We start from the raw sequence: 26,135 nt of genomic DNA, 5'->3' as shown, positions 1-26,135 counted from the left end.
TCGATCGGGCTACTTGAAACTGTGCCTGATTTTTATGTTTGCGCCCGGCTTTACCCAGATCACTTCTTTATGCGCCGGGAATGTCGAATTCCTGATTTCCAGCGTGTGCTTCCCTGCCACCACCTGCAACTCCATCAGCGGCGGGCTCACGCCCTGCTTCTTCCCATCCAGATATATCTCGCCCCAAGGGAGGATGGCCAGACTGATCACCGCCGGACCGCCGGTCGTGTCTTCAAGCGTGCGGATGCGCGCACTCTCTTTCACTCCTTGTATCTTTTTCTCCGGCGCTGGCGTTTCGACCTTGGGCGCAGGCGCTGGCGCAGCCGGGGGGGCTGGCTTGGCCGGCTCCGTCTGCGGCACGGCCGCTACGACCGCATTGGCCGGCTCCGGTTCACTCCGATGTGCAAGTTTATATACCGCCAACACCGAGGTAGCCAATACCAATGCCGCCACCCCGATGATCGCCGCACGCTGTTGCTTGCTCGCGCGATTGAAGATGGCCACTGCATGCCGCTCATATCCGGAGGCCTGACGCAGGAATTCGTACCAGTAACGCTTGGACAATGCCACTATCCTTTTCACACCATGCGTGTGCTCGATCTCTTCCTCGATCTCCACGCTACGCTGTGTGGTCGTGAAATCGCCCGGATATCCGATCGCGTACACCTCATGTTCGCGCACATGCTTGTCGGTGCGCGAACCCTGATAGTGGAACATGCCGGCATATTCCTGCGACAAGCGCGACACGGCATCATAGTAAGAGCGCGACACCAGGATCTGCCCGGGATCGGCAAAACCCATCACGCGCTGGGCCACATTGATCCCGTCACCGACGATGTTGGGCTGACCGTTGATATCCTTGACCAGTCGCACGGGGCCAAGATTGATCCCCATCCGCACCAGCAGAGGCGGATCCATGCGCACCCCCTCGCCCAGCAAACTGCTGCGCACGCTCAGCGCGGCCTGCAGTGCGTCCTCGATGTCACCCAAGAAACTGATGGCAGCACCATCGCCCGTATCCAGGATGATGCGGTCCGCCACCGGCACATCGCGGATAGCGATGGACAGGAAGGCGTTGAAGCGCTCCTTCAGGGATATCTGGCCTGACACGGACTTCTTGGAATATTCGACGATATCCAGGAAGAAGACCGAGCAAACGATGGTTTTATTGCCTCTTTGTTCCATGTGTCCAATCTGTCATTCGCGTTCCGCCCACGGATGGCTCAAACACGGCCAAAAATAACCTGCCGGATTCTAACGACACTAGGGGTTTACCGCCAGTTCAATTTTTCCGTACTTTGGCACGAGTCATCTTGCCGGGCCGCGCATCCGGGCGCTGCTGGCGCGGCGCAGGAACCGGCAAGTCGACCCACTCCATGATCGCCCGCACCTCGCCCTCGCCCAACTCGGCCATCATGCCGCGCTTGATGCGCGGCGGCAGGTTGACAATACCAAAGCGCACGCGCATCAAACGACTGACCGGCAAGCCCAAGGCCTCGAAAGTGCGGCGCACTTCGCGATTGCGCCCTTCCTTGATGACGATGCGGTACCAGTGATTGAAGCCCTCACCGCCCTCGTCGCTCAGCTTGTCGAACTTCACCAATCCGTCTTCCAGTTCCAAACCCTGGTTGACCATCTGCTTCATCTGTTCGGGCGACATCTCACCCTGCACGCGCACCGCATATTCGCGCTCGACCTCGAAACGCGGGTGCATCAAACGGTTCGCCAGCTCGCCGGAGGTCGTGAAGATCAGCAGCCCGCTGGTGTTGAAATCAAGACGTCCGATGGCGATCCACTTCTGCCCGCGCAGGCGCGGCAGCTCATCAAAGACATTGGCCCGGCCATCCGGGTCGTCCCGGCTGACGATCTCGCCTTCCTGCTTGTGATAGAGCAGCACGCGCGGCAGTTTCGGCTCCGCCTCCAGCTTCAGACGGATGTTGCGACCGTCCACCTGCACGCGGTCGCCTTCTGCAACGCGCACGCCCAGTGTCGCGACCGCGCCATTCACCGTGATGCGCCCCGCCGCGATCCAGGCTTCCATCTCGCGGCGCGAGCCCAGACCGGCCTGCGCCAACACCTTCTGCAACCGTTCGCCCTGTTCACTCATGCTGCTATCTCACGCCTTTCGAATACGGCTTGCGCCAATGTGCCGCTGTCCACGTGTTCCAGTTCACCGCCCACCGGCAAGCCCCGCGCGATGCGAGACACCTTGATCCCCTGCGACGTGAGCAAGGTCGCAAGATAATGGGCCGTCGCCTCGCCCTCCACCGTGAAATTGGTCGCCAGGATCACCTCGCATGCCAACTCCTGCGCACGCTTGACCAGACGCTCCAGCGGCAGTTCGCGCGCGCCCACCCCGTCCAGCGGAGACAAGCGCCCCATCAGCACGAAATACATACCGCGATAACACTGCGCCTGTTCCATCATCAACAGATCGGCCGGCATCTCTACCACGCACAGCATGTCCGCTTCACGCTGCACCGAACTGCACATGGAACATATCTCCTGCTCGGAAAAGTTGTTGCACTTGCTGCAATGCTTGACGCTTTCGACCGCATGGCTCAGGGAGCGCGCAAGATGCATGGCACCTTCCCTGTCACGCTGCAGCAGGTGATAGGCCATGCGCTGCGCGGACTTCGGGCCGACGCCCGGCAGACAACGCAAGGCGTCGATCAGATCTTCCAGACTGGAAGGTGTCTTCATTTAGAACGGCAGGCTCATGCCCGGCGGCAGCTTGGCGGTGAACCCGCTCATGCGTTGCTCGGTGGTCTGCGCCGCCTTCTTGTTGGCGTCGTTGACGGCGGCGACGATGAGGTCTTCCAGCATCTCTTTGTCGTCCATCACGCTGTCGTCCAGCGTCACGCGGCGCAGTTCATGCGCGCAGGTCATGGTCACTTTGACCATACCGGAGCCGGACTGCCCTTCCACCTCGATGGTGGCCAGCTCATCCTGCGCCTTCTTCATGTTCGCCTGCATCTGTTGCGCCTGCTTCATCAGCCCGGCCAATCCGCCCTTCATCATCTTCACTTCCTCCGGTTATACGGGTCTGATGGACCCTTCGATCAATTGCGCACCCAGTATCGCCTGCGCATCGCGCACGAATGCATCCTGACGGATCGCATCTTCGGCTTGCTGCTGACGGTTCTGCTTGTCCTGCTGCTCCACCACTGCGGGTGTCGCCACCTCGTTCGATGCACTCAGCTCCACTTCCAGCCGGACCGGACGCGCGAAATATTCGCTCAACGCAGCCTGCAGCTTCTCCTGCGCGATCTTGTTGCTCTGCAGATGTTTGTGCTGCGGCGGCAGATGCAACAGCACCCGCCCCTCTGTGAAGCTTGTCAGCAGACTGTTCTTCGCCAGCTGCAGCGCCATGCCCGACAGGTTGAGCTGGGCCAGCAAGGTATGCCAATCCAGATCGGCGCCCCCCGTCATCGCCGGAGCCGGAGCAGCTGCGGCTTTGGCAGGCGCCGGGGCAGGCGTCGGTTCCGCCGCACGGACCGCACTCGCCACCGGCGCACTACGTGGCGCGGCCTGCGGAGCACTCGTCGCAGCGCCCGCGGCCTGCGGCGCGAACGCCAGCATGCGCAACAAGGTCATGGTGAAACCGGCATATTCGTCCGGTGCAAGTTCGATCTCGTTACGACCGTGGATGGCGATCTGGTAATTCAGCTGTATCTCTTCCGGCGTGAACTGCTGCGCCAGCTCCAGCAAGCGCACGCGCTCCGGCTCGTCGTCTGGAATGGCCTGCGGGATGGTCTGCGCCAAAGCGATGCGGTGCAGCAGGGTCGCCAACTCCTGCAAAGCGGCTTCAAAGGCGATGCTGCGCATGGACATATCGTCCGCGATGCGCAGCAGACCAGGACCATCACCCGCACGCAGGGTCTGCATCAGATCGAACAGATAGCCCTGATCGATAGCGCCCAGCATGGTGCGCACCAGCGCTTCGTCCACCTTGCCAGAGGAATAGGCAATGGCCTGATCCATCAGACTCAAGGCATCGCGCATACTGCCCTGCGCGGCACGCGCCACCAGATTCAGCGCGCCGTTCTCGAACGGAATGTTCTCCTGCCCCAGCACATACTGCAGATGCGACACGATCAAGGCGGGCGGCATCTGCTTGAGGTTGAACTGCAGACAGCGCGACAACACAGTGACCGGGATCTTCTGCGGATCGGTGGTGGCGAGGATGAACTTCACATGCGCGGGCGGCTCTTCCAGCGTCTTCAACATCGCGTTGAAGGCAGACTTCGACAGCATGTGCACTTCGTCGATGATGTAGACCTTGTAGCGGCCACTGGTCGGCGCATACAGCGCGCTCTCCAGCAACTCGCGCATGTTATCCACCTGGGTGTTGGACGCCGCGTCCAGCTCAATCAGATCGACGAAGCGACCGCTGTCGATCTCCTTGCACACGCTGCATACGCCGCATGGTTCGGCGGTCACGCCGGATTCGCAATTCAGGGATTTGGCAAAGATGCGCGCGATGGTGGTCTTGCCCACGCCGCGCGTGCCAGTGAACAGGTAAGCATGATGCAGACGGTTCTGCATCAGCGCATTGCTCAGCGCCTGTACCACATGCTCCTGCCCGGCCAATTGGGCGAAGGTTCGGGGACGCCATTTGCGTGCTAAAACTGAAGTCGCAGACATTTCGCCCTGCCTCCGCTTGTCGAGTGCAACACCCTCGATAAATAAGGAGGCGAGCCTTACCCCCGGCACTTACAGACATCAGCTGTGGCTGCTTCCTTCCGGACCTGACCAGGTTCACTGCGCTGTAATGCGGGGAGACCCGCCAATTCGTGAAATCGTATCTTGCAGGCTGGCAATACGCGCCTCAAGACTGGCGCGCATGATAGTCGAAAAGCGGGGATAAATCCATGATAAGGATGACCTCTAGGCCGTTCGTCCTGAGTAGGCGAAGCCGTATCGAAGTGTAGGCGTAGCCCGCCAGTTTGTTTGAATTCAAAAGCAAAACCGTCGGGGGTGGCCCGACAGCCAGTCACTTTTCTCGTCTTGCCGAGAAAAGTAACCAAAAGAGGGCGCCCCCGGTGCAGCGCCCCTTCGGGGTCCCCTCCGTTGCTCAACCAGACAGGCCTCCTCATAAACTCGCACGATCCGCTACGCGGCCACGTGCTCAAACATATTCGTCGGACTTCCCCTGTCTGGTCTCCGCTACTCGGCGCTGCACAGGGGATAGAAAGGCAAAACCTGAAAACCAAAAAACCAACCCGCGAGGCGGGCTCGCCCGCCTCGCCAAAACAAAACGAAGCGTGCGCAAAGCGCACACAATACCGCAGTAGATTTTCTATCCCTTGTGCGCCGCCGAGTAGCACAGGCAAGTCAGGGGTAGTCGGTGAGGACTGTTTGAGCGCGCAGCGCGAGTTCCGCAGCCGCCTGACTTGCCGAGCAACGCTGGGCACCCCGTAGGGGCGGCAAACCAGGGTCGCCTTTTCTTTGGTTACTTTCTTTTGGCGAAGCAAAAGAAAGTAACTTGCTGTCGGGCAACCCCCGACGGTGTTGACTTGGATTCCATACGGTGCAATGCGCGTTGGTTATTGCCCCCCCTACGTTAGCTGAATTAACCGTGCACTTGTTTGAGCACAAATTCGATAAGCACTCGAATGAGAATAACCAGAATCGCGGGCAAGACGCAGAAAAAAAGAACAATCCAGACATAGTGGAATAGCGCATTGAACAGCAGCTCTGCATTTTGATGCAGCGGCTCTAACGCATAGGTAGCAACAGCAACGACTGGGGCAATAAGCACGGTGCTCAACACCGCAGAGCGGGCGGAGACCATGTTATCGGCGCCAAGGGCTGCTGGCAGCAGACACACAAAGGTTATATACGCAGGAAGCATGAGAGGTTCGGGCAACGCGTTAGCCCACTCGGGGAGATGGATGACTTTTGACCAGCGGAATAAATCACCCCAAATGACCATAGCGGCGGAAAGCGCAGCCAAGCTGATGAAGTAGGCAATACGGTTTCGACTCACTGTTCGCTTTTGCATGGCAAACATAATTTGGACGCAGTATCACACCACCTTCACCGGAATCCCCGCAATCCTCCCCTGCCACTCCCTCGGCCCCGTCTCATGCACTGACCTCCCCTGCGTATCCACCGCCACCGTCACCGGCATATCCTGAACCTCGAACTCATAGATCGCCTCCATCCCAAGGTCGGCAAACGCGACCACGCACGCCTGTTTGATGGCCTTGGCAACCAGGTAGGCCGTACCACCGATGGCGATAAGGTACACCGCACCGTGTTTCTTGATTGCCTCGATGCCGGTCTTGCCGCGTTCGGCTTTACCTATCATGCCGATGAGCCCGGTCTCGGCCAGCATGGTCTCGGTGAACTTGTCCATGCGCGTGGCAGTAGTGGGACCAGCCGGACCGACCACTTCGTCGCGCACGGGATCGACGGGGCCGACGTAGTAGATGAAGCGACCATTGAAATCGACCGGCAACGGCTCGCCCTTGGCGAGCATGTCCACCATGCGTTTGTGCGCTGCATCACGACCGGTCAGTAACTTGCCGGAAAGCAGCAAGGTCTCGCCCGGCTGCCATCGCGCGATGTCGGCGCGCGTGACGTTATCCAGATTCACGCGGCGCGCATCGGGAGCGGGTTGCCAGTGCACGTCGGGATAGTCCTCGATCTTGGGCGGTTCAAAGCTGGCTGCGCCGCTGCCGTCCAGCGTGAAGTGCACATGGCGCGTGGCCGCACAGTTGGGAATCAATGCAACAGGCTTAGAAGCGGCGTGCGTGGGGTAGTCAAGTATCTTCACGTCCAGCACAGTGGTGAGGCCACCCAGTCCTTGCGCGCCGATGCCGAGTGCATTCACTTTGTCGTGCAGTTCGATGCGCAATTCCTCGATGCGATTCTGTGCACCGCGCGCCTTGAGCTCCTTCATGTCTATGGGTTCCATCAAGGCCTGCTTGGCGAGCAGCATGGCTTTCTCCGCCGTGCCGCCGATGCCGATACCGAGCATGCCGGGCGGGCACCAGCCCGCGCCCATGCCGGGCAGTTGCTTGATCACCCACTCCACGATGTCGTCGCTGGGGTTGAGCATGGCGAAACGCGATTTGTTCTCGGAGCCGCCGCCCTTGGCCGCGATGTCCACTTCCACCTTGTCGCCGGGCACCAGTTCGTAATGCACCACGGCGGGCGTATTGTCGCCGGTGTTCTTGCGGCGTCCGGCCGGGTCGGCCACGATTGACGCGCGCAGCACGTTGTCGGGGTCGAGATAGGCGCGGCGCACGCCTTCGTTCACCATGTCGGTGACGCTCAATGTCGCATCGTCCCAGCGCACGTCCATGCCCACCTTGACGAAAGCGACCACGATGCCGGTGTCCTGACAGATCGGGCGCTTGCCAAGCGCGCACATGCGCGAGTTGCTTAGGATCTGCGCCATGGCATCCTTGGCGGCGGGCGATTGCTCGCGCTGGTAGGCTTCTGCCAGCGACTGCACGTAGTCTTGCGGGTGGTAGTAGGAGATGAATTGCAGCGCGTCGGCGATGCTGCCGATGAAGTCCTGCTGGCGGATGGCGGTCATGACGGGGCCTCGTTGGGGGATGACCGATTATGGAAGTGTGGGCAGTCAGCGTCAAACGGTTAGAATGCGCGCCTCGACACAACTCACCTCATCCAGCATGGCGATCCAGTGGTTCCCCGGACATATGACCTCGGCGAAGAAGAAGGCCACCGAGACCATGGAGCGCATCGATGTCGTCATCGAAGTGCTGGATGCGCGCGTGCCGGAGGCCTGCAGCAACCCGATGCTGCGCGAGATGCGCGAACACCGCCAGCGTCCCTGCCTCAAGGTATTGAACAAGGCGGATCTGGCCGACCCGAATGTGACCAAGGCCTGGCTGGATCATTTCAACGGCCAGAAGGGTGTCAGGGCGGTCGCGTTATCCTGCAAGAAACCGGGCGAGGCAGCGAAGATACCCAAGCTCTGTCTGCCGTTGGCACCGCACCGCGGCACCACCATCAAACCGCTGCGCATGATGGTGATGGGCATCCCCAACGTGGGCAAATCCACTTTCATAAATGCCCTGCTCAAGCGCCGCACGGCAGCGGTGGGCGACGAACCGGCCATCACCAAGAACCTGCAGCACTTCGACCTCAGTCCCACCATGCAACTGACGGATACGCCCGGCATGATGTGGCCCAAGATCGAGCACGAGAGCGACGGCATCCTGCTCGCCGCCAGCAACCTGATCGGACGCAATGCTTATGACGAGGGTGAGGTCGCCGCCTGTCTGGGTGACCTGTTGGTGGCACGCTATCCGGCACTGCTTGAGCAACGCTACAAGACGCCCATGCAAGGACTGGATGGCGTAGCGCTCATCGAGACCATCGCCCGCAAGCGCGGCTATCGCATCAAAGGACAGGAATTCGATCTGGAGAAGGCGGCGATCACCCTGCTGCAGGATTACCGCAGCGGTGTCCTCGGCGGCATCAGTCTGGAAACCCCCTCGTCGCGTGCGCAGATGTTGGCTTTATCAGAAAATGCTTATAATCCGCCGCATGATGAAACCTGAACATCCCTCCATGCCCGCTTCGCGCCTGTCGCTGCTGCTGGCCTGCCTGCTGCTCAGCGCCTGCAGCACGACCCACCTGAGCCGTTACACGCAGGAGAAAGATCCCTTCGAGACCTACAACCGCGCGATGTTCAATTTCAACGATGCCATCGATCGCGCCGTGATGAAACCGCTGGCGGAAGGCTACGTAAAAGCCATGCCCAGACCGGGACAGCTGGCGGTGGACAATTTCTTCAACAATCTGGATGACGTCGCGGTCACCTTCAACGACCTGTTGCAGCTGAAGTTCAAACAGGCCGCCAACGACGGCAGCCGCGTCGTGTTCAACACCACTTTCGGCTTGTTCGGTCTGATCGAAGTCACCTCGCGCCTGGAGAAGCATGACGAGGATTTCGGGCAGACCCTGGGTTACTGGGGTGCCCCGAGCGGCCCCTATCTGGTGCTGCCCCTGCTCGGCCCCAGCTCGGTGCGCGACGGCCTCGGCCGTTATGCGGACAGCCACGTGGATCCCATCAGCAACACGCCGCATGTCCCCACGCGCAACACGGCTTACGCCGGCGAGGCTTTCAACGCGCGCGTGCATCTGCTGGATAACGAGAAGCTGCTGGATAGCACCAGCATCGACCGCTACAGCTCGATACGCGAGGCCTACCTGATGAACCGGCGCAGCCGGGTCTACGACGGCGAGCCGCCGCGTCAGCGCTACGAGGATTTCGACGACGAGGAATGAAAAACGGCGGGGATGTCCCCGCCGTTCCGTTTCCTGTACTGCCTGCGGCTCAACGTCCTTCGCGCAAGGCGGCGATACGTTCATCCAGCGGCGGGTGCGTCATGAACAATTTGGAGAACCCGCCCCCGCTGGAGATAGCCATGGCAGACATGTTCTCAGGCAACGCTGCCGCCTGTTCGTGGTTGGCCTTCAGGCGCTCCAGCGCGGCGATCATCTTCTGGCGGCCTGCCAGGCTGGCACCGCCCGCGTCGGCACGGAACTCGCGCTGGCGCGAGAACCACATCACGATGACGCTGGCCAGGACCCCCAACACGATCTGCGCCGCGATCTCGGCCACGAACATGCCGATGCCGGGGCCGTCGCGACCGTCGTTCTTCAGCAACACACGATCGACGAAGTAACCGAACAGCTTGGCGAAGAACACCACGAAGGTGTTGACCACACCTTGTATCAGGGCCAGCGTGACCATGTCGCCGTTCGCCACATGGCTCACTTCGTGTGCCAGCACCGCCTCCGCCTCGTCGCGGCTCATGTTGTGCAGCAGACCGGTGCTCACCGCGACCAGCGCGTTGTTGCGGTTCCAGCCGGTGGCGAAGGCATTCACGTCCGGTGCATCGTAGATCGCCACTTCCGGCATGCCGATGCCGGCGGCCTGCGCCTGGCGGCGCACGGTGTCCACCAGCCAGCGCTCGGTCGGATCCTGCGGATGCTCGATGACATGAGCCCCCGTCGACTGCTTGGCCATCCACTTGGACATCAGCAGCGATACGATGGAACCGGAAAAACCGATCACGGCGGACAGCACCAGCAAGGCATTGAAGTTGATACCGCCGCTGGCATCCATCCAGCGGTCAACGCCGAGGATGCGCAGGGTGATGCTGATCACCGCCAGCACGGCGATGTTGGTCAACAGGAACAAGAAGATACGCTTCATTCGACACTCTCCGTCATTTAATAATCACATCCACAGGGACTTTTGTCCGTTCGCTGGGCCATATGGGGCTGCAGCGCCACAATTTCAAGCCGCGCTTGTGACGATATTCCGCGCAGAAAGTTCGCTTGCCGGATGGATGCCATGGCGTTACCCTGCGCCGACCGTTCTTCACAGGATGATCGCCATGTCGAACCGATATACCCGCACCGCTATCTCGCTGCACTGGCTCATCGCATTGCTGGTCCTGGCCGCCTTCCCGCTGGGCATCTACATGCACGACCTGCCGCTCTCGCCGGCCAAGCTGCAGCTGTACAGCTACCACAAATGGCTGGGGGTGACGGTATTCCTGCTGATGATGATCCGCCTCTACTGGCGGTTGACGCACCGCCCGCCCGCACTCCCCGAAAGCATGCCGCGCTGGGAGCGGGTCGCGGCGGAAAGCGTGCATTACCTGCTATATGCCTTGCTGTTGCTGATCCCGCTCAGCGGTTGGCTGATGAGTTCCGCCAAGGGCTTCCAGACGGTATGGTTCGGCGTACTGCCGCTGCCAGACCTGGTCGGCAAGGACAAGATGCTGGGGGAATCACTGCAGCAGGTGCATCAGTTGCTCAACTTCGCACTGTTCGGTGTGCTCGGCGGACATATCGGTGCCGCGCTCAAACATCACTTCATCGAACGCGACGACATCCTGGCCCGCATGATCCCGTGGCTGAAGCAGTCGCGCAAGGGGTGACTCAGCCCGCCGACTCTTCCATGAACTGGATCGCGTTGCCACTCTCCTTGGCCTGATACATGGCCGCATCCGCTCTGGCCAGTATCTGTTCCTGATTGGCCTGCCTGCCATGGAACAGCACCATGCCTATGCTTACCGTGCATTCGTGGCTCACCGCCAGCGGCGGCTGATCAAGCGTCTGGTACAGCAGGTGATAAGGTTGCGACAAGGTAGCGCGGATCTTCTCCGCCACGATCTGCGCCTGTCTGGTTGATCGCTCGCGGTCTTCGTCCAGCTCGTTCAGCAACACCACGAACTCATCCCCGCCGAAGCGGGCGACCGTATCCACGGCACGCAGACAGCTTTCGATACGGCGGGCAGCTTCGACCAGCAGCAGATCGCCCACACTATGGCCGTACTTGTCATTGAGCGGTTTGAACTTGTCCAGATCCATGAACATCACCGCCGCATAGCGTTCGCTGCGCATGCTGGCTGCCAGCACCTGATTCAGGCGGTCGCTGAGCAAGCGCCGGTTTGGCAACCCGGTCAGGGTGTCGAAGAACGCCAGCTGTCGCAACTGTTCGGTCGCTTCATCGATGCGCAGCTGCAGATGCGCCCTTTCCTGCTGCAACTGCTCGGCCATGACATTGATGCCATCCGTCAGCTTGCCCAGTTCTTCAATCTCCACCCCGTGACGTACCCGGGTATGCAATTCGCCGCGTCCGATCGCCTGGATCGCACCGCTCAGCCGATAGACCGGTTCGATCAACTTGCGGCTGGCCCTGAACACACCGTACAACACGAGCAACAGGAAACCCAGGGTGGCGGCGATCACCATCACCATCATCTCGGTCTGCTGCTGGCGCGTCCGCTTCCAACTCAGCACGACCGCCACGCTGCCGATCTGCTGTACGGCAGGCTTGTCCTCCAGCTCGTCCAGCGCCAGCTGCGTGGACGTTATCGGTTGCCGGAACAGCAGGATGTCCCCTGAAGGCCCCTCCCGCCCACGGTCTGCCGACATCAGTGGTACATCCACTTCCCCGACAGCCGCCAGTTCACGCCCATCGCGGTCGGTGATGCGCACTGCAAGCACATCAGGCTCATGCAGCACCTGCAAACTGAGCGTGCGCAGGAACTCCCGGTTATAGGAGAACACGCCATATTCGCTACTCGCGGCCAACTGCCGCGCCAGCAGTTCACCGCGCGCTTGCAAGCTCTGCGCCATGTTCTCCGTGCGATCATGCAGGAACACCGCTTCGAGCAGTACAGACATCACCAATAACGGCGACAGCGTCAGCCATGCGACATACCTGCCTATCTTGTATCGCCTGCTCTTCATGGACGCCCCCCTTCGACGCGATCAATTTCGATACGCAACGCTTCGACTGAACGGATATCGAGGCGCAACGAACGCGCCACCTCGGCGTTCAGCGCGATCTGGTACAACTGAGGGAATCGCGGGGAAGGCAAGCTGCCCCGCTGCAGGAACTCGGAAACCATCCCGGCCGATTGCGCAGCCTGCTGCTCGGGTGTCGAATACACCGCGCACAAGGCCCCGGCATTGACATAGGCTGCGGACAGACCGATCACGGGGATGCCACGCCGGTAGCTGCCGAGCAGGATGTTCCGTATGGTGGAGGAGTTGTATATCCGGCTATCCGGCACCGCCAGCAGGATGTCGCTCCGTGCCAGTAGCTCCTCGAGCCTGGCGGCAAGGCTGTCGTCCGGCTGCACCGTCTGGCTGTGCAGCGATGCCCCCTGCCTGGCCAGCTCCTGTTGCAAGGGCTGCTGGGCGAAATCCCCGTCCGGCGTATACAACACCCCCACCCTGCTCAATGATGGCAACGCTGCACGGATCAGCGCAACCTGGCGCGGGAGCGGCTGATCGAGGAACAATGCAGACAAAGGATGCGGGAGTGGCCTGCCGGCACGCAATTGCTGGAAATTATTGCTGGACAGCATGGTGGCCAGCATCGCACCATACCATCGGTCTGCGGCCCATTGCATGGCCTTGCTTCCCGCCGTCACCAGGATGTCCGCCTCGGGGATATCCGTCTGCTGCGCCAGCGTGCGCACTTCTAGCCGAACGTCAGGCGACAGGTTCTGCGCGAATGCCTGCCGGAAATGCTGATAAGACGCATGCTGCTCGCTGAGCAGCAGCACGACCTTTCTCGGTTCGGCTGCCCACGTTACGGACACGGAGAAGAGGCAGAGCAAGGCTGCAGCCAGACATCTCAAACATGTCGGAAAAAACGTGCTCAACAGACACCCCCCATCAGCATTCCCCAGCAAGACCGCGATCTCAAGACAACCGGGACAGGCGACCGCACCCGGGGCGCCTCCCCACGGCAGGGAACATACGTGAGTTGCGGATACTTGTCAGCAGGCAGGCGGAATGGGTCAGCGATATTTGCGCACGAGACCGACGAGGACACCGAAGATCTCCAGCGTGCCTTGCGGTCGGATGACCGGATACGCGGGGTTCTGCGGGCGCAGGATGAATTTGCCGCGCTCCTTGTCCAGTGTCTTCAGGGTGAATTCGCCGTCCACGATGGCGACCACGATGTCGCCGACATTGGCCAGATGGCGCTTTTCCACGACCGCTACATCGCCGTCATGGATGCCAGCTTCCACCATCGAGTCTCCCTTGACCGGGATCAGCGTGGTCTGCGAGGGCTTGTCGATCAGCATCTCGTCCAGCACGTAGTACTCGCCCTGCGTCGCGCTGACCGTGACCGGCATGCCGGCGGGGACGGAACTGTCGGCCAGCGGCCGCGCGAAGAACTCGCGCGTCGGGATCCACATGCCGTCCGGCGTGCGTTCCAGGAAACCGGCCTCGCCCAGCCGGTCGAGGATGGCTTTCACCCAGGATTTCGAGGCGATACCGAACACGTCGCACAAGGCGGCATAGGACGGGATGCTCTTCCAGTCGGAATAGTAATCCTGCAATCTGGCCAGATATTCGGCGTCCCGCTGCGCGGAAGGATGGAGGTCGGTCATGGCATCACCTGTACAGAACGGATGGTCTGCATGGTAGAGAACGAACGTTCTGGTGTCAATGCATCCGTGCCCGCTCAGCGCACTCCGCGGGCTGTCAGGTAGCGCGCGAGCCTAGTATCCGCGTGCAGGATGTGGTTGATCAGCCAATCCTTGATCGTTTGCAGGGCGAGCAGCTCGCCGCCCTCACTCAAACCCTTGCGCAAACGCATCGCCTCGTCCACCAACAGGGCATGCTCTTTTTCGTGCATCCGCTGTTCCGGGTAGGCGTACTGGGCCATATACCGCCCTTCGGTCTCGAAATGCTCGGCGGTCGCGGTCACCAGCTCATCGAACAAGGCGAGCAAGCCGGTATGCGACGTGCCTTTGCGCCATTCGCTGTTCAGCTTGTTCACCATACGCACGAGGTTGCGGTGCTGCTCGTCGATCTCCGCGATACCGATCAGATGCGACTGGTCGAACCTGATCCACTGCTCATCCAGCTCGGAAGCGCGCTCGCCGAAGAAGGTATAGGTGTTCTTGCCGGCATGTTTGCTGTCATACATGGCCCGGTCGGCGGCGGTGAGCAGACCGTCCATGGTCGAACCGTTGTCCGGGAAGAGGCTGATGCCGATGCTCACACCGATCTGGCAGCCAGCACCTTGCGCGAGCGTCATCTCGGCCTCAAAAGCATGCACTATCTTCTCCGCCACTTGCGCCACCTGCGCCCTGTCTTCCACATCGCTCAATATCACGGCGAACTCGTCGCCACCGAATCGCACCGCCGTATCGACCGCGCGCAGGCAAGCCAGCAATCGCTGCGCCGCCATGCGCAGCACCTCATCACCCGCCTCATGGCCGTGCGTGTCGTTCACCTGCTTGAATCCGTCCAGGTCGGCGAACAGCAGCGCCACGCGACACTGGTCGCGTTTCGCCCGGGAGATCGCTTGCGAGAAGCGGTCGAAGAACAGGGCGCGATTGGGCAGACCGGTCAGCTTGTCGTGGTATGCCAGATGGCTGATCTGCAACTCTGCCTGTTTGCGGTCATGGATGTCGATGTTGATGCCGACCAGCCGCGCCGGCTCGCCCTGCGCGTCCACCGCCACGCACTTGCCGCGCCCCTGGATCCATCGGTAGCGTCCATCCTTGGTCTGCATCCGGTATTCGGCCACGTAGATGTCTTGGTGCTGCTTCAATTCTTCCCGTATGGTCCGCCACACCTTGTCCCGGTCGTCGGGGTGGATGCGCTCCAACCAAGACCGATGATCGGCCGGGAACTCGTTGGGCAGGTAACCCAGCATGGTGTAATACTCTGGGCTGAATCTAGCCTTGCCGCTCTGCAGATCCCATTCCCACACCGCCTCTTGCGCCGCATCCAGCGCCATCTGCAGCAGCAGCAGGTTGGCGTTGCGCTCCTCTTCCAGTCGCTTGCGTTCGCTGATGTCCTGCACGGTACTGATGAAATAATCCGGCGCACCGCTCTCGTCGTGCACCAGCGAGACCCGCACCTCGCCCCAGAACACCTGGCCGTTCTTGCGCAGGTAGCGCTTCTCCATCTGAATGTCCGACGTTTCGCCCGACAGCAGTCGCTGCACCTGGCCTGCACTCTCCGCCAGATCGTCAGGCAAGGTGAGCTGCTGCCAGTTCAGCCTGCGAGCCGCCAGCTCGTCCCGTGCATAGCCAAAGGTCGTGCACCATCTGTCGTTGACTTCCATGATGTCGCCGTTCAGGGCGTGGCGCGCCATGGCCAGCGCCGCATGGTCGAACACGGTATGGAAACGTTCCTCGCCAGCCAGCCGGATCTGCATCTCCCTCGCCTGATGCAGGCTGCGCTGCCGGCGCTGCCATTGCGCGAACCAAGCGACGGTCAACAGGAGGATGAACGTCATCAGCGCAAGCGCGACGATCTCCAGTCTCCGCAGCAGCGCATAGGCCGTCGCCTCGTCGGCACTGGTGACCAGCATCCACCCGGTATGCCGGATCGGCAGCGCATAGGCGAGCACCTGCCTGCCCAGATGGTCTTGCCCCAGTTGCAGCGCACGCCGGTTTTGCATCAGGGCCTGAGCGGTGACGGACGGTCCTCTGAGCGGCAAACGATAGGAAAGTGCGGCATCGGGCACACCGGACAACGGGCTCAGATACATCACCTGGTCGCCCTCGCGGCGGACCAGGTGCGTTTCGACCAGTTCGCTCCGGTCTGCATCATCATCCAGCAAAGGGAACAGATGCCTGCCGGCATCTTCCATCAGATACAAGGCACCGACCACCCTCCCCTCGATTCGCAGCGGCGAGATGAAATCCAGCTCCGGCGCTGCATCGCCATGCCGGTGCATGTCGACGAACACGGTCTCGTTGCTCGCCATCGCCTGTGCGATCTGCACCTGAGCATGACGAGTATCGTGCGGGCCTGCTCCCACCTGCAACACCGGTCGCCCCTTACCATCCAGCAGCACGGCCGCATCGAAACGGTGCAGCGAGATGAATCCGTCCAGACGTTTGACGATCATCTCCCGCTGTCGGTCATCCTGCGATCCCCCCGCATACCATCGCTGGACCGCGCGCGAGAAGAAGGAATCGACCGCCAGCGACCCGGCGTCGGCATCACGGTCCTCGAACCACGACTCTACCTGTCGCGATTTCAGGGTGGCGACGGCCGCGAGGTCGGCGTTCACCATCTCGCTTATCGTGCCGCGCAGACTGTTGAAAAGCAGGAAACCGCCCAGCATCAAGGATGCGACCGTCACCAGCAGGACGGTCAGCGGTTGATATCGGTTCTTCATCTCCCCTCCCCGCACCTTGTCGTTCCGATGCGTGCGGACAGGCTACACCCGCCGGCGGGAAAGTTGAAGCAAAAAACAAAGCCGCCCCTGCGGGCGGCTGTGTCAGAGCGAGGCGAAGCGAATCACTTGCCCTTGGCTGCCATCAGGCGCTCGTACTTGGCCTGCAACTGCTCCGGCGATTCCACATGGTTCGGGTCTTTGGGGATGCAGTCGACCGGGCACACCTCCACGCACTGCGGCGTATCGTAGTGTCCGACGCACTCGGTACACTTGGCCGGATCGATGACATAGATGGTGTCGCCCTGCGAGATCGCGTCATTCGGGCACTCCGGCTCGCACACGTCGCAGTTGATGCATTCGTCGGTGATGATAAGTGACATTTCTACTCTCCTTTGATTGATCTTTTATCCTGCAGTCTTGCCGCCACGGCGGGCGAGACGAATTTGCCCACCTCGCCGCCGAAGCGCGATATCTCGCGCACCATGCTGGCGGAGATAAAGTTGTACTGCTCGGCCGGGGTGAGGAACACCGTTTCCACCTCCGGATCCAGCGTGCGGTTCATGCCCGCCATCTGGAACTCATACTCGAAATCGGACACCGCCCGCAATCCGCGCAACACGACGCGCGCTTCCAGCCTGCGCACATAGTTCATCAGCAGATCGTCGAACCCCTCGACCCGGACATTGACCGAATCGGCGAACACCTCGCGCGCCATCGCCACCCGCTCGTCCAGCGAGAACAGGGTGGCACTGCGGCTCGCCGCGACTGCCACCACGACTTCGCCGAACAGGCCCGCCGCACGTCGCACCACATCCTCGTGGCCGCGCGTGATGGGATCGAATGTACCCGGATATACGACTCTGATCATGCCTGGGCGCGTTCCAATAGTTGGTAATGTACCGCTCCGGCGCGCCGTTGCTTCAGCACCCGCCAGTCTTCCCCCGCTTCGAACGCGGCCCCGCTTTCCACATAGACCACACCGTCTTTGCTCAGTAGCTGCGCCAAACGCGGCATGAGTCGAGTCAAAAGATCGCTCTGAAACGGGGGGTCGAGAAAGACGACGTCGAACGTCATATTCGTCTGCATGGCGAATTTTATCCCATCATCGCAGTGCAACGCTACATTCGGGAAGTCCAGCTTGCGGAGCGAGTCCTGCAAGACCTTATATACAGCGCGGTCTTGCTCCACCATCACCACCCGCTCCGCCTCACGCGAGGCCGCTTCGAACCCCAGCGCGCCGCTGCCTGCGAACAGGTCCAGGCAACGCTTGCCATACAGCGTCTGGCCCAGCCAGTTGAACAACGTCTCACGCACGCGATCGGGCGTCGGGCGCAAACCGGCACTATCGGGAAAGGTGATGATGCGGCTGCGATGCGTGCCGCCGATGATCCTGACCTTGTTTATTTCGTCTCTCCTGCCACCTGCCCACCGACGATCACGGTCGCCATGGCATCGGGATCGATACGGCGACGGAAAGCATCATTGATCGCCCGCACATCCACCTGCTCGACACGCGCCTGGAATTCATCCAGATAGGTGAGCGGCAGCTCGTAGAAGCCGATCACGCTCAGGTAATCGAGGATCTTGCGGTTGCTGTCGATGCGCAACGGGAAGCCGCCTATGATGTTCTGCTTGGCCGCGCGCAGCTCGTCTTCCGTCACGCCCTTATCCACGAAATCGCGCAGGGTCTTGCGCACCACCTGCAGCGCCTCGTCCACCTGCTCCTTCTTGGTCTGCAGACCGATCTGGAACGCGCCCGGTTGCTGCATGGGCACGAAATAGCTGTACACGCTGTAAGCCATGCCGCGCTTTTCACGGACTTCGTTCATCAGGCGCGATACGAAACCGCCGCCGCCCAGGATGTAGTTGCCGACATACAAGGGAAAATAGTCCGGGTCGTTGCGCGCGATCCCAGGCGCACCGAGCAGGATGTGGCTTTGGCTGGCGGGGTGCGTGATGCGCTGCTCGCTGGATGCATGCAGCCTGTCAACGGCAGGCAAGGCGGCGACGCCCCCGCTCGGAGGCAGTTGCGCGGTCAATCGCTGCGCGATGGCTTCCGCCTGTTGCCGTGTGATATCCCCCATCAGTGCCACGACGGCATCCCCGGCACCATAGTGGGCACGATAGAACGCCAGCAGATCGTCACGTTGAATCTTTTCGATATCCGCAACCTCGGCTTGCCAGCCGTAGGGGTGGGTGCCGAACACAGCCTTGCCGAACGCTTTCTCGGAAAGGAATTCCGGTTTGGTCTCCGCCTCACGCAGGGAGGCGATCAGGCGAGTCTTCTCACGCGTCAGGACCGCTTGCGGGAACTGCGGCTGCTGCAGCACGCGCGCCAGGATATCCAGCGCCACATCGCGCTCCGCCGCACTGCTCAAGGTGCGCAAGGTGATGGCGGAACGATCCGCATCGAAACTGCTGGCGACCCTGGCCCCGACATCTGCCAATTTGCGTGCGATGTCGTCTTCGTTCATGCCTTGCACGCCCAGATCGAGCAAACCATGGGTCAGTCCCGCCACACCTTTCGTGTCCGCACTATCATAGGCACTTCCGGCCGGAAAACTGACCGCCACATCCAGCATGGGCAGGTTGTGGTCTTCCACGAAATACACGCGCGCGCCGCTGGCCGCTTGCCAGTGTTGTATCTGGGGTGTGGCGAACGCGCCGACTGCGGATCCGCACAGCAGGACAAAAGTCAGGAGTTTAGTGCGCATGGGCATACCCTCCCTGTTGTGGCTTGTCCGCTGCCAGCGGTTGCGGGTCGAGCACGGCGACGGTCAGCTGGTCGTCGCGCAGGATGTCGCGCGCCACAGCCTGCACTTGCTCCGCAGTCACAGCTTGCAGTTTCTGCAGCATCAACGGCAAGTCACGGTGGGACAATCCGATGCTTTCCATCTGCCCGATCTGCATCGCCTGATAGAACAGGGAATCGAGCTTGTACACCTCGGCGGCGGTGACCTGGGCGCGCACGCGGCGCAACTCTTCCTCACTCACGCCGTCACGCACGATCATTTGCAATTGTTCGCGTATCGCTGCTTCCAGCGCCTCCACCGATGTGCCTGCTGCGGGTGTGGCTTCCAGCGAGAACATGGTCGGACCGCGCGAGGTATTGGCATAGCCGGCTCCGATGCTGGTCGCCACTTGCCGCTCGCGCACCAATGACTTGTTCAGACGTGCCGAATCGTTGCCGTCGAGTACACCGGCCAGGACCGATAGCGCATAGGGCTGCCAGTCCTTATCCACATCGCGCAGGGTCGGGGCGTGATAGGCCATGACCAGATGCGGCAACTCGGCGGGTGCCTTCACCACGATGCGTTTGATCCCAAGCTGCGCCGGTTCCTCATAGTGTTTGCGTGCAGGCAACTTGCCTGCACTGATGCGTCCATAGTGTTTGCGGGCCAGGGCGAACACCTGCTTCGCATCGACATCTCCTGCGATGACCAGCGTCGCGTTGTTGGGGGCATACCAAGTCTGGTACCAGAGCCTCGCATCCTCCGCCGTCATGTTGTTTAGATCGTTCATCCAGCCGACGATGGGGTTGCGGTAGGGGTGCTCCTGATAAGCGGTGGCCATCATGCGTTCGTCCAGCAAGGCATGCGCATCGTCGTCGGTGCGCCAGCGCCGCTCTTCCATCACCACACGGATCTCTTTGGCGAATTCCTCATCGCTCAGGTTCAGGTTATGCAAGCGGTCGGCTTCCAGTTTCATCGCCAGTTCCAGTTGCGATTTGTGCATTTGCTGGAAATAAGCGGTGTAGTCATAGCTGGTGAAAGCGTTCTCGCGCCCGCCGGCGGCGGCGATACGGCGCGAGAACTCCCCGGCCGGAACTGCCCGGGTGCCTTTGAACATCATGTGTTCCAGCACATGTGCGACGCCGGTGACCCCTGTCTTCTCATCCATGCTGCCGGCGCGATACCAGATCTGCTGCACGACCACCGGTGCACGGCGGTCCTCTTTCACGATGACTTTCAATCCGTTGGCAAGCGTCTGTTCGAAAACGTCGGCCTGCGCACAGAAAGCTGCTAACAGCCCCAAACAGAATGCATAAAATCTCATGTGGATCGTCCTGAAACGTTAAAATGCGGGCGCATTATGCGACATTCCTCCAAACCTTTCCCGGCCCATGTTCAGTTTCCTGAAAAAACAAAGCCCTGACAGCAAATCCAGCGATAGCGGCTGGGCCAAGCGCTTGCGCGATGGCTTGGCGCGGACCGGTGGACAACTGACTGCTCTGCTGGTTCCCGGCGCGCGCATCGACGACGAACTCTACGAAGAACTGGAAACCCTGCTCATCACGGCCGATGTGGGCATGGACGCCACACAGACACTGCTCGCCGATGTGCGTCGCCAGGTCAAGGAACAGCGCCTGACCGAGGCAAGCCAGTTGAAAGAGGCGCTGGCGCACGCGCTACTGAAGTTGTTGCAGCCGCTGGCCAAACCGCTGGACATCGCGGCGAACCGGCCCTTCGTCATCATGCTGTGCGGCGTCAATGGTGCCGGCAAGACCACCTCCATCGGCAAACTGGCCAAGCACTTCCAGAACCAGGGCAAGTCGGTGCTGCTCGCGGCCGGCGATACCTTCCGCGCCGCCGCGCGCGAGCAACTGATGGAATGGGGCAAGCGCAACGATGTGACTGTCATCGCGCAACAGAGCGGCGACGCCGCCGCCGTCATCTACGATGCGGTGCAGGCAGCTCAGGCACGCTGCATCGATGTGGTACTGGCAGACACCGCCGGCCGCCTCGCGACGCAAGCGCACCTGATGGAAGAGATCAAGAAGGTGAAGCGCGTGATCGACAAGGCCCTACCCGGTGCCCCGCACGAGGTACTGCTAGTACTGGATGCGAACACCGGCCAGAACGCTTTGTCGCAGGTAAAGGCGTTCGGCGATGCGCTGGATGTCAGCGGCCTGGTGCTGACCAAGCTGGATGGCACGGCCAAGGGCGGCGTCATCGCCGCCATCGCCCGCGCCCATCCCATCCCCGTGCGTTTCATCGGCGTGGGCGAAGGACTGGACGACCTCAAGCCGTTCAACGCCGAGGATTTCATCGCAGCCCTGCTGGATATCGAGCGATGATCCACTTCGGCCAGGTCTACAAACGCTACCCGGGCGGCCATGAAGCCTTGCAGGATGTGAGTTTCAACATCGCCCAAGGCGAGATGGTGTATCTCACCGGCCACTCCGGCGCTGGCAAAAGCACACTGCTGAAACTCATCGCCGCCATCGAACGCCCCACCAGCGGCAGCGTGCTGATCAACGGCCACAACATCCGCGCCATCAAGCGCGAAGCGATCCCTGCATTGCGCCGCAACATCGGCCTGATCTTCCAGGACCACAAGCTGCTGTTCGACCGCAGCGCCTTCGACAATGTGCTTCTCCCCCTGCAGATCAGTGGCTTCGACCATCGCGAGGCCGCCAAGCGCGTGCGCGCCGCGCTGGACAAAGTCGGCCTGCTCGCACGCGAAAAAGCCAACCCGGTCGCCCTGTCGGGCGGCGAGCAGCAGCGCCTGTGCATCGCGCGGGCCATCGTCAGCCGGCCCGATATCCTGCTGGCGGACGAACCCACCGGCAATCTCGACGCGGAATACTCCGCCGAGATATTGAATATCTTCAGGTCTTTCCATCAGGTCGGTGTGACACTGCTGATATCCACCCACGACCAGAGCGTCCTGCAGCGTTTCCCCGCGCGCGCGCTGCATCTGGATCACGGTATGCTGCAACAAGGGAGCGCGACATGAAGAGGCTGCGCGAACACCTGCATGTGCTGCAAACCACACTGAGCCGCCTGTGGCTCACGCCCGGCGCTTCGCTGCTCAACATGACCATCATCGGCATCGCGCTCAGCCTACCGGTCGGCACCTATGTGCTGTTGAAGAGTGTGCAGCATCTCGCCTCATCGGTGGCTGAAACACCGCAGATCAGCGTGTTCCTGGATGCGGGAAGACGCGACCCAGAACTGCGCGCGCTCAAGGAGAGACTGGAAGCGAATGACCGCGTCTCCAGAGTGGAATTCGTCTCACGCGATACGGCCTTGCAGCAATTGCAGCAAAGCACCGGCGCATCGGACATGGTAGGCGACCTGCCGCACAACCCGTTGCCGGACACCTTCATCATCTATCCCAAGTCGACCGATGCCGACGCGATGGAAGCACTCCATCAGGAGCTGCGATCATGGCAGCAGTTCGATCATGTGCAACTCGACTCGGCTTGGGTGAAGAAACTGGATGCGTTGCTGGGCTTGGGAAGATTGGCTACGGCCATCCTCGCGACCACTCTCAGCCTTGCGCTGATCGCCATCACGTTCAACACCATACGCCTGCAGATCCTGACCCGGCGCGACGAGATAGAGGTGTCCAAACTGATCGGTGCCAGCGACGGCTTCATCCGCCGCCCCTTCCTGTATTTCGGACTGCTGCAAGGGTTGACCGGAGGCATCGTGGCATGGCTGCTGGTCTCCGCCAGCCTGTGGTTGCTGAACGGCAGTCTGGCTGACCTCACCCTGCTGTATTCCAGCGATTTCCAGTTACACACGCTTTCCTGGCCGGACAGCCTCGCCCTGTTCGCCTTTTCCGGCTATCTGGGGTGGCTGGGAGCCTGGTTCTCGGTTTCGCAGCACCTTTGGCAGATCGAGCCCCGTTGAACCAAATCCCCCTTTGGCACTCTCAGCACAGGAGTGCTAGAATCACCGCAAAGGAGGAAAGACCATGAATGCAAGCATGAATCTGCCAATGCCATCCGCCGCAGGCGGGTTGGAGGGGTATGTGCAGGCCGTCAACCGCTTTCCGGTCCTGACCCATGAGCAGGAATTGGAGTTGGCGACACGCTTCCGCCAGCAGAACGATCTTGAGGCTGCCCGCCAACTGGTGCTGTCGCACCTGCGTGTCGTGGTCAGCGTGGCACGCGGCTACATCGGCTATGGATTGCCGCAAGCCGACCTGATCCAGGAAGGGAATATCGGCCTGATGAAGGCGGTGAAACGTTATGATCCGGAGCGTGGTGTGCGTCTGGTTTCGTTCGCCCTGCACTGGATCCGCGCCGAGATCCATGAGTTCGTGATCCGCAACTGGCGCATGGTGAAGATCGCCACGACCAAATCACAACGCAAATTGTTCTTCAACCTGCGCAGCCTTAAGAAAGGACTGGAGCCGCTGCGTCCGCAGCAGGTGAGCGAGATCGCCCAGCAGTTGAACGTCAGCGAACACGACGTGGTGGAGATGGAAGCGCGTTTCGCTGGCCATGAACTGTCACTCGACCCATTGGCCGGCAATGATGAGGATGAGAGCTACTCACCCGTGCGATATCTGGCTGATGATGAGACACATGAGCCCTCCGTCATTCTGGAGACATCGGAGCAGGAACGTTTGCAATCGACAGGATTGGCGAACGCCTTGTCTGCACTGGATGAACGCAGCCGCCGCATCGTGGAGGCACGCTGGCTGAAAGAGGATGGAAGCGCCACGCTGCACGAGTTGGCCGATGAATTCGGCGTATCGGCGGAACGGATCCGCCAGATTGAGCAGAAAGCCTTCAGCAAGATGGGCGGCCTGCTGGCACAAGCCTAGTAATCGCTGGACTAAGCGCAAATAAAAAAGCCGCAGAGTGCTGCGGCTTTTTTATTTGACGACCTTGAGCTGCGGCCTGCCTGAGGATGCCGGAGGGGAGGGCGGCTCATCTGGCGGCTCAGTCGATGACAAAGGAGCCGATTCGCCTGCCTGGAATACCAGCCCCTGCCCTGTCTCTTTGGCAAAGATACCGATGACTGCTGCAACCGGGATCATCAGCTGGTGGGCGACTCCGCCGAAGCGGCCGTTGCAACTGATGTCCTCATTGCCAAGCTGCAGATTCTTCACCGCATCCCCACCGATATTCAGGACAATCTGACCGTCCTTCACATAGCCCATCGGCACTTGCGTGTATTCATCCACCTGCACCGCCAGATACGGGGTGTATCCGGCATCTGCGCACCATTCATAGATGGCTCGAATCAGATAAGGTTTGGTGGACGGCTCGTCTATCACAGCGATTACTTGCGCATGGCCTTTTCGGCAGGCGTCAGGGCCTCGATGAAACCTTGGCGCGAGAACAGACGCTCGGCATACTTCATCATCGGCGTAGCGTCCTTGTCGAGCTGAATACCATAGTGCTCAAGACGCCACAACAGCGGCGCGATCGCCACGTCCAGCATGGAGAATTCATCGCCCAGCATGAACTTCTGCTTGGCGAAGATCGGGGCAATCTGGGTCAGATTGCTCTGCACGGCCGCACGCGCTTTCTCCTGAGCTTTGGCGTTGTTGCTTTCCAAGCCTTCGATGTGACAGAACAATTCCTGCTCAAAGCGATGCAGGAACAGGCGCGCGCGGGCGCGCATCACCGGATCGGGCGGCATCAGCTGGGGATGCGGGAAGCGCTCGTCGATATATTCGTTGATGATATTGGCTTCGTACAGGATCAGGTCGCGTTCGACCAGTACCGGCACTTTGTTGTAGGGATTCATCACGGCCAGATCCTCCGGCATGTTGAATACATCCACATCGATCACCTCGAAGTCCATGCCTTTTTCAAACAGCACGAAACGGCAACGATGGCTATAGGGGTCGGTTGTGCCCGAGTAGAGTGTCATCATAAAAAACCACCTGAATACAATTATGTAGCGTTAAAAACCAGATGGCGGAGCATTTGCCCCGCCATCTCGGCGCAGACTGCAACGGGAGCGGAAACTAACACGAACCGCATCCCGAATTCAATCTCCTCAGTGAATATCCTTCCATATCTCCTTCTTCAGTGCATACATCAGAACAAGAAGAATGGACAGGAAGATCAATACGATCCAGCCGATCTGGTGGCGGACCAGGATGGCCGGCTCGCTCATGAACACCAGATAGTTGGTCAGATCGGCAATGGCAGCGTCGTACTCGGCGACGGACATGGAACCCGGCGTTTTCAACACCAGGTGCCCGTCTTCCATGGCTTGCTCACCCTGCATGTCCGCCAGCACGAACGGCATGGCGACACTGGGGAAGACCGCATTGTTCCAGCCGCTGGTCTTGCTCTGATCGGCATAGAACGTACGCATGTAGCTATACAGCCAATCCGCACTGCGTGAACGTGCGATCACGCTCAAGTCGGGCGGCGCGACGCCGTAGGCCATCTTGGCGGAGTTGGAGTCCATTGCGGACTGCATGGTCGACCCGACCTTGACGTCTTCCGGCAACTCCAACTCTGCCTTGATCTGGTCGTCGGACATGCCGATGTCGTTCAGGCGGTTGTAGCGCATGGCAGAGGCCGAGTGGCAGGCCAGACAACGCGAAGTGAACAGTTTGGCTCCGCGCTGCAGGGAGGCCTGATCCTGCAGGTTGAGCGGTGCCTTATCCAGATGCACGCCGCCCTCGCTTGCGGCAGCAAGTACCGGCATGCAGGCCAGCATCGCCCCTACGATTACTTTCTTGATAGCTTTCATTT

General features: G+C 60.7%; 27 protein-coding genes and 1 other RNA gene. 7 read left to right on the top strand and 21 right to left on the bottom strand.

All coding sequences use genetic code 11. The features are described from left to right. Positions 1 to 9: 9 nt before the first annotated feature. The 8 genes from ACYPYQ_RS04265 to ACYPYQ_RS04230 all read right to left on the bottom strand — a co-directional run bounded on the left by ACYPYQ_RS04265 (position 10) and on the right by ACYPYQ_RS04230 (position 7,552). Positions 10 to 1,185, bottom strand: a complete 1,176-nt coding sequence (locus ACYPYQ_RS04265; RefSeq protein WP_459720209.1) for an adenylate/guanylate cyclase domain-containing protein — start codon at positions 1,183 to 1,185, stop codon at positions 10 to 12. A gap of 97 nt (positions 1,186 to 1,282) precedes the next feature. Further along, on the bottom strand, positions 1,283 to 2,107 hold the full coding sequence (gene rluB, locus ACYPYQ_RS04260; RefSeq protein WP_459720206.1) for a 23S rRNA pseudouridine(2605) synthase RluB: 825 nt from the start codon (positions 2,105 to 2,107) through the stop codon (positions 1,283 to 1,285). Then, positions 2,104 to 2,703 carry a recombination mediator RecR gene (gene recR / locus ACYPYQ_RS04255; protein WP_459720203.1) on the bottom strand — a complete coding sequence of 200 codons (600 nt, stop codon included), beginning with the start codon at positions 2,701 to 2,703 and terminating at the stop codon, positions 2,104 to 2,106. Before recR ends, rluB begins: the two co-directional genes overlap by 4 nt. Beyond that, positions 2,704 to 3,021 carry a YbaB/EbfC family nucleoid-associated protein gene (locus tag ACYPYQ_RS04250; protein ID WP_459720200.1) on the bottom strand — a complete coding sequence of 106 codons (318 nt, stop codon included), beginning with the start codon at positions 3,019 to 3,021 and terminating at the stop codon, positions 2,704 to 2,706. A gap of 15 nt (positions 3,022 to 3,036) precedes the next feature. After that, the gene (dnaX, locus tag ACYPYQ_RS04245; protein ID WP_459720197.1) at positions 3,037 to 4,647 is read right to left on the bottom strand and encodes a DNA polymerase III subunit gamma/tau; all 1,611 of its coding nucleotides are present in this window, start codon (positions 4,645 to 4,647) and stop codon (positions 3,037 to 3,039) included. 45 nt (positions 4,648 to 4,692) lie between these two features. Further along, positions 4,693 to 4,791, bottom strand: an RNA gene (gene ffs, locus ACYPYQ_RS04240) — signal recognition particle sRNA small type. A 784-nt stretch (positions 4,792 to 5,575) separates the two neighbouring features. Further along, the gene (locus tag ACYPYQ_RS04235) at positions 5,576 to 6,007 is read right to left on the bottom strand and encodes a hypothetical protein (RefSeq protein ID WP_459720193.1); all 432 of its coding nucleotides are present in this window, start codon (positions 6,005 to 6,007) and stop codon (positions 5,576 to 5,578) included. Positions 6,008 to 6,031: 24 nt separating this feature from the next. Further along, positions 6,032 to 7,552 (bottom strand): fumarate hydratase, encoded by a 1,521-nt coding sequence (locus ACYPYQ_RS04230; protein WP_459720188.1) that lies wholly within the window; start codon positions 7,550 to 7,552, stop codon positions 6,032 to 6,034. 97 nt (positions 7,553 to 7,649) lie between these two features. Here ACYPYQ_RS04230 and ylqF point away from each other — a divergent pair, with 97 nt between their 5' ends. Further along, positions 7,650 to 8,543, top strand: coding sequence for a ribosome biogenesis GTPase YlqF (gene ylqF, locus ACYPYQ_RS04225; protein ID WP_459721203.1), 894 nt, complete (start codon positions 7,650 to 7,652; stop codon positions 8,541 to 8,543). Next, positions 8,530 to 9,273, top strand: coding sequence for an MlaA family lipoprotein (locus tag ACYPYQ_RS04220; protein ID WP_459720185.1), 744 nt, complete (start codon positions 8,530 to 8,532; stop codon positions 9,271 to 9,273). The genes ylqF and ACYPYQ_RS04220 overlap by 14 nt, the downstream gene beginning before the upstream one ends. A gap of 49 nt (positions 9,274 to 9,322) precedes the next feature. On the opposite strand, the gene htpX is transcribed toward ACYPYQ_RS04220, so the two are convergent. Further along, positions 9,323 to 10,207, bottom strand: coding sequence for a protease HtpX (htpX, locus tag ACYPYQ_RS04215; RefSeq protein ID WP_459720182.1), 885 nt, complete (start codon positions 10,205 to 10,207; stop codon positions 9,323 to 9,325). Positions 10,208 to 10,391: 184 nt separating this feature from the next. On the opposite strand from htpX, the gene ACYPYQ_RS04210 reads away from it, so the two are divergent. Then, on the top strand, positions 10,392 to 10,940 hold the full coding sequence (locus ACYPYQ_RS04210) for a cytochrome b (protein WP_459720179.1): 549 nt from the start codon (positions 10,392 to 10,394) through the stop codon (positions 10,938 to 10,940). A 1-nt stretch (position 10,941) separates the two neighbouring features. On the opposite strand, the gene ACYPYQ_RS04205 is transcribed toward ACYPYQ_RS04210, so the two are convergent. The 9 genes from ACYPYQ_RS04205 to ACYPYQ_RS04165 all read right to left on the bottom strand — a co-directional run bounded on the left by ACYPYQ_RS04205 (position 10,942) and on the right by ACYPYQ_RS04165 (position 20,731). Continuing rightward, a complete protein-coding gene (locus ACYPYQ_RS04205; protein WP_459720176.1) occupies positions 10,942 to 12,258 on the bottom strand; it encodes a diguanylate cyclase domain-containing protein in 1,317 nt (438 codons plus the stop codon). Next, on the bottom strand, positions 12,255 to 13,082 hold the full coding sequence (locus ACYPYQ_RS04200) for an ABC transporter substrate-binding protein (protein WP_459720171.1): 828 nt from the start codon (positions 13,080 to 13,082) through the stop codon (positions 12,255 to 12,257). Before ACYPYQ_RS04200 ends, ACYPYQ_RS04205 begins: the two co-directional genes overlap by 4 nt. A gap of 237 nt (positions 13,083 to 13,319) precedes the next feature. Then, positions 13,320 to 13,919, bottom strand: a complete 600-nt coding sequence (locus tag ACYPYQ_RS04195; RefSeq protein ID WP_459720168.1) for a LexA family protein — start codon at positions 13,917 to 13,919, stop codon at positions 13,320 to 13,322. 74 nt (positions 13,920 to 13,993) lie between these two features. After that, entirely contained in the window at positions 13,994 to 16,675 is a 2,682-nt protein-coding gene (locus tag ACYPYQ_RS04190) for a bacteriohemerythrin (RefSeq protein WP_459720162.1), read from the bottom strand. A 122-nt stretch (positions 16,676 to 16,797) separates the two neighbouring features. Further along, the gene (locus tag ACYPYQ_RS04185; protein WP_459720159.1) at positions 16,798 to 17,055 is read right to left on the bottom strand and encodes a YfhL family 4Fe-4S dicluster ferredoxin; all 258 of its coding nucleotides are present in this window, start codon (positions 17,053 to 17,055) and stop codon (positions 16,798 to 16,800) included. A 2-nt stretch (positions 17,056 to 17,057) separates the two neighbouring features. After that, the gene (gene coaD, locus ACYPYQ_RS04180) at positions 17,058 to 17,543 is read right to left on the bottom strand and encodes a pantetheine-phosphate adenylyltransferase (RefSeq protein WP_459720156.1); all 486 of its coding nucleotides are present in this window, start codon (positions 17,541 to 17,543) and stop codon (positions 17,058 to 17,060) included. Further along, a complete protein-coding gene (rsmD, locus tag ACYPYQ_RS04175; RefSeq protein WP_459721200.1) occupies positions 17,540 to 18,034 on the bottom strand; it encodes a 16S rRNA (guanine(966)-N(2))-methyltransferase RsmD in 495 nt (164 codons plus the stop codon). Before rsmD ends, coaD begins: the two co-directional genes overlap by 4 nt. A gap of 41 nt (positions 18,035 to 18,075) precedes the next feature. Next, positions 18,076 to 19,389, bottom strand: coding sequence for a M16 family metallopeptidase (locus ACYPYQ_RS04170; RefSeq protein WP_459720154.1), 1,314 nt, complete (start codon positions 19,387 to 19,389; stop codon positions 18,076 to 18,078). Then, entirely contained in the window at positions 19,379 to 20,731 is a 1,353-nt protein-coding gene (locus tag ACYPYQ_RS04165) for a M16 family metallopeptidase (protein ID WP_459720151.1), read from the bottom strand. Before ACYPYQ_RS04165 ends, ACYPYQ_RS04170 begins: the two co-directional genes overlap by 11 nt. Positions 20,732 to 20,798: 67 nt before the next feature. Here ACYPYQ_RS04165 and ftsY point away from each other — a divergent pair, with 67 nt between their 5' ends. From ftsY to rpoH, 4 genes are all read left to right on the top strand, one after another. Further along, on the top strand, positions 20,799 to 21,752 hold the full coding sequence (gene ftsY / locus ACYPYQ_RS04160) for a signal recognition particle-docking protein FtsY (RefSeq protein WP_459720148.1): 954 nt from the start codon (positions 20,799 to 20,801) through the stop codon (positions 21,750 to 21,752). After that, positions 21,749 to 22,414: a cell division ATP-binding protein FtsE gene (gene ftsE / locus ACYPYQ_RS04155; RefSeq protein ID WP_459720145.1), complete on the top strand. Its 666-nt coding sequence runs from the start codon at positions 21,749 to 21,751 to the stop codon at positions 22,412 to 22,414. Before ftsY ends, ftsE begins: the two co-directional genes overlap by 4 nt. Next, positions 22,411 to 23,316 (top strand): permease-like cell division protein FtsX, encoded by a 906-nt coding sequence (gene ftsX, locus ACYPYQ_RS04150; RefSeq protein ID WP_459720142.1) that lies wholly within the window; start codon positions 22,411 to 22,413, stop codon positions 23,314 to 23,316. The genes ftsE and ftsX overlap by 4 nt, the downstream gene beginning before the upstream one ends. A 64-nt stretch (positions 23,317 to 23,380) precedes the next feature. Further along, positions 23,381 to 24,238, top strand: a complete 858-nt coding sequence (rpoH, locus tag ACYPYQ_RS04145; RefSeq protein ID WP_459720138.1) for an RNA polymerase sigma factor RpoH — start codon at positions 23,381 to 23,383, stop codon at positions 24,236 to 24,238. Positions 24,239 to 24,289: 51 nt separating this feature from the next. Here rpoH and ACYPYQ_RS04140 read toward each other — a convergent pair whose 3' ends face one another. From ACYPYQ_RS04140 to ACYPYQ_RS04130, 3 genes are all read right to left on the bottom strand, one after another. After that, complete coding sequence (locus ACYPYQ_RS04140; protein WP_459720135.1) at positions 24,290 to 24,694, bottom strand: ClpXP protease specificity-enhancing factor; 405 nt, start codon at positions 24,692 to 24,694, stop codon at positions 24,290 to 24,292. Between the two features lie 5 nt (positions 24,695 to 24,699). After that, positions 24,700 to 25,299, bottom strand: coding sequence for a glutathione S-transferase N-terminal domain-containing protein (locus tag ACYPYQ_RS04135; RefSeq protein WP_459720132.1), 600 nt, complete (start codon positions 25,297 to 25,299; stop codon positions 24,700 to 24,702). 126 nt (positions 25,300 to 25,425) lie between these two features. After that, complete coding sequence (locus tag ACYPYQ_RS04130) at positions 25,426 to 26,133, bottom strand: cytochrome c1 (RefSeq protein ID WP_459720128.1); 708 nt, start codon at positions 26,131 to 26,133, stop codon at positions 25,426 to 25,428. Positions 26,134 to 26,135: the final 2 nt, after the last annotated feature.

The sequence above is a fragment of the Sideroxyarcus sp. TK5 genome (assembly GCF_054601595.1).
Note: the sequence above shows the minus strand (reverse complement) of the source record. Positions and strands in the feature narration are given on the sequence as shown.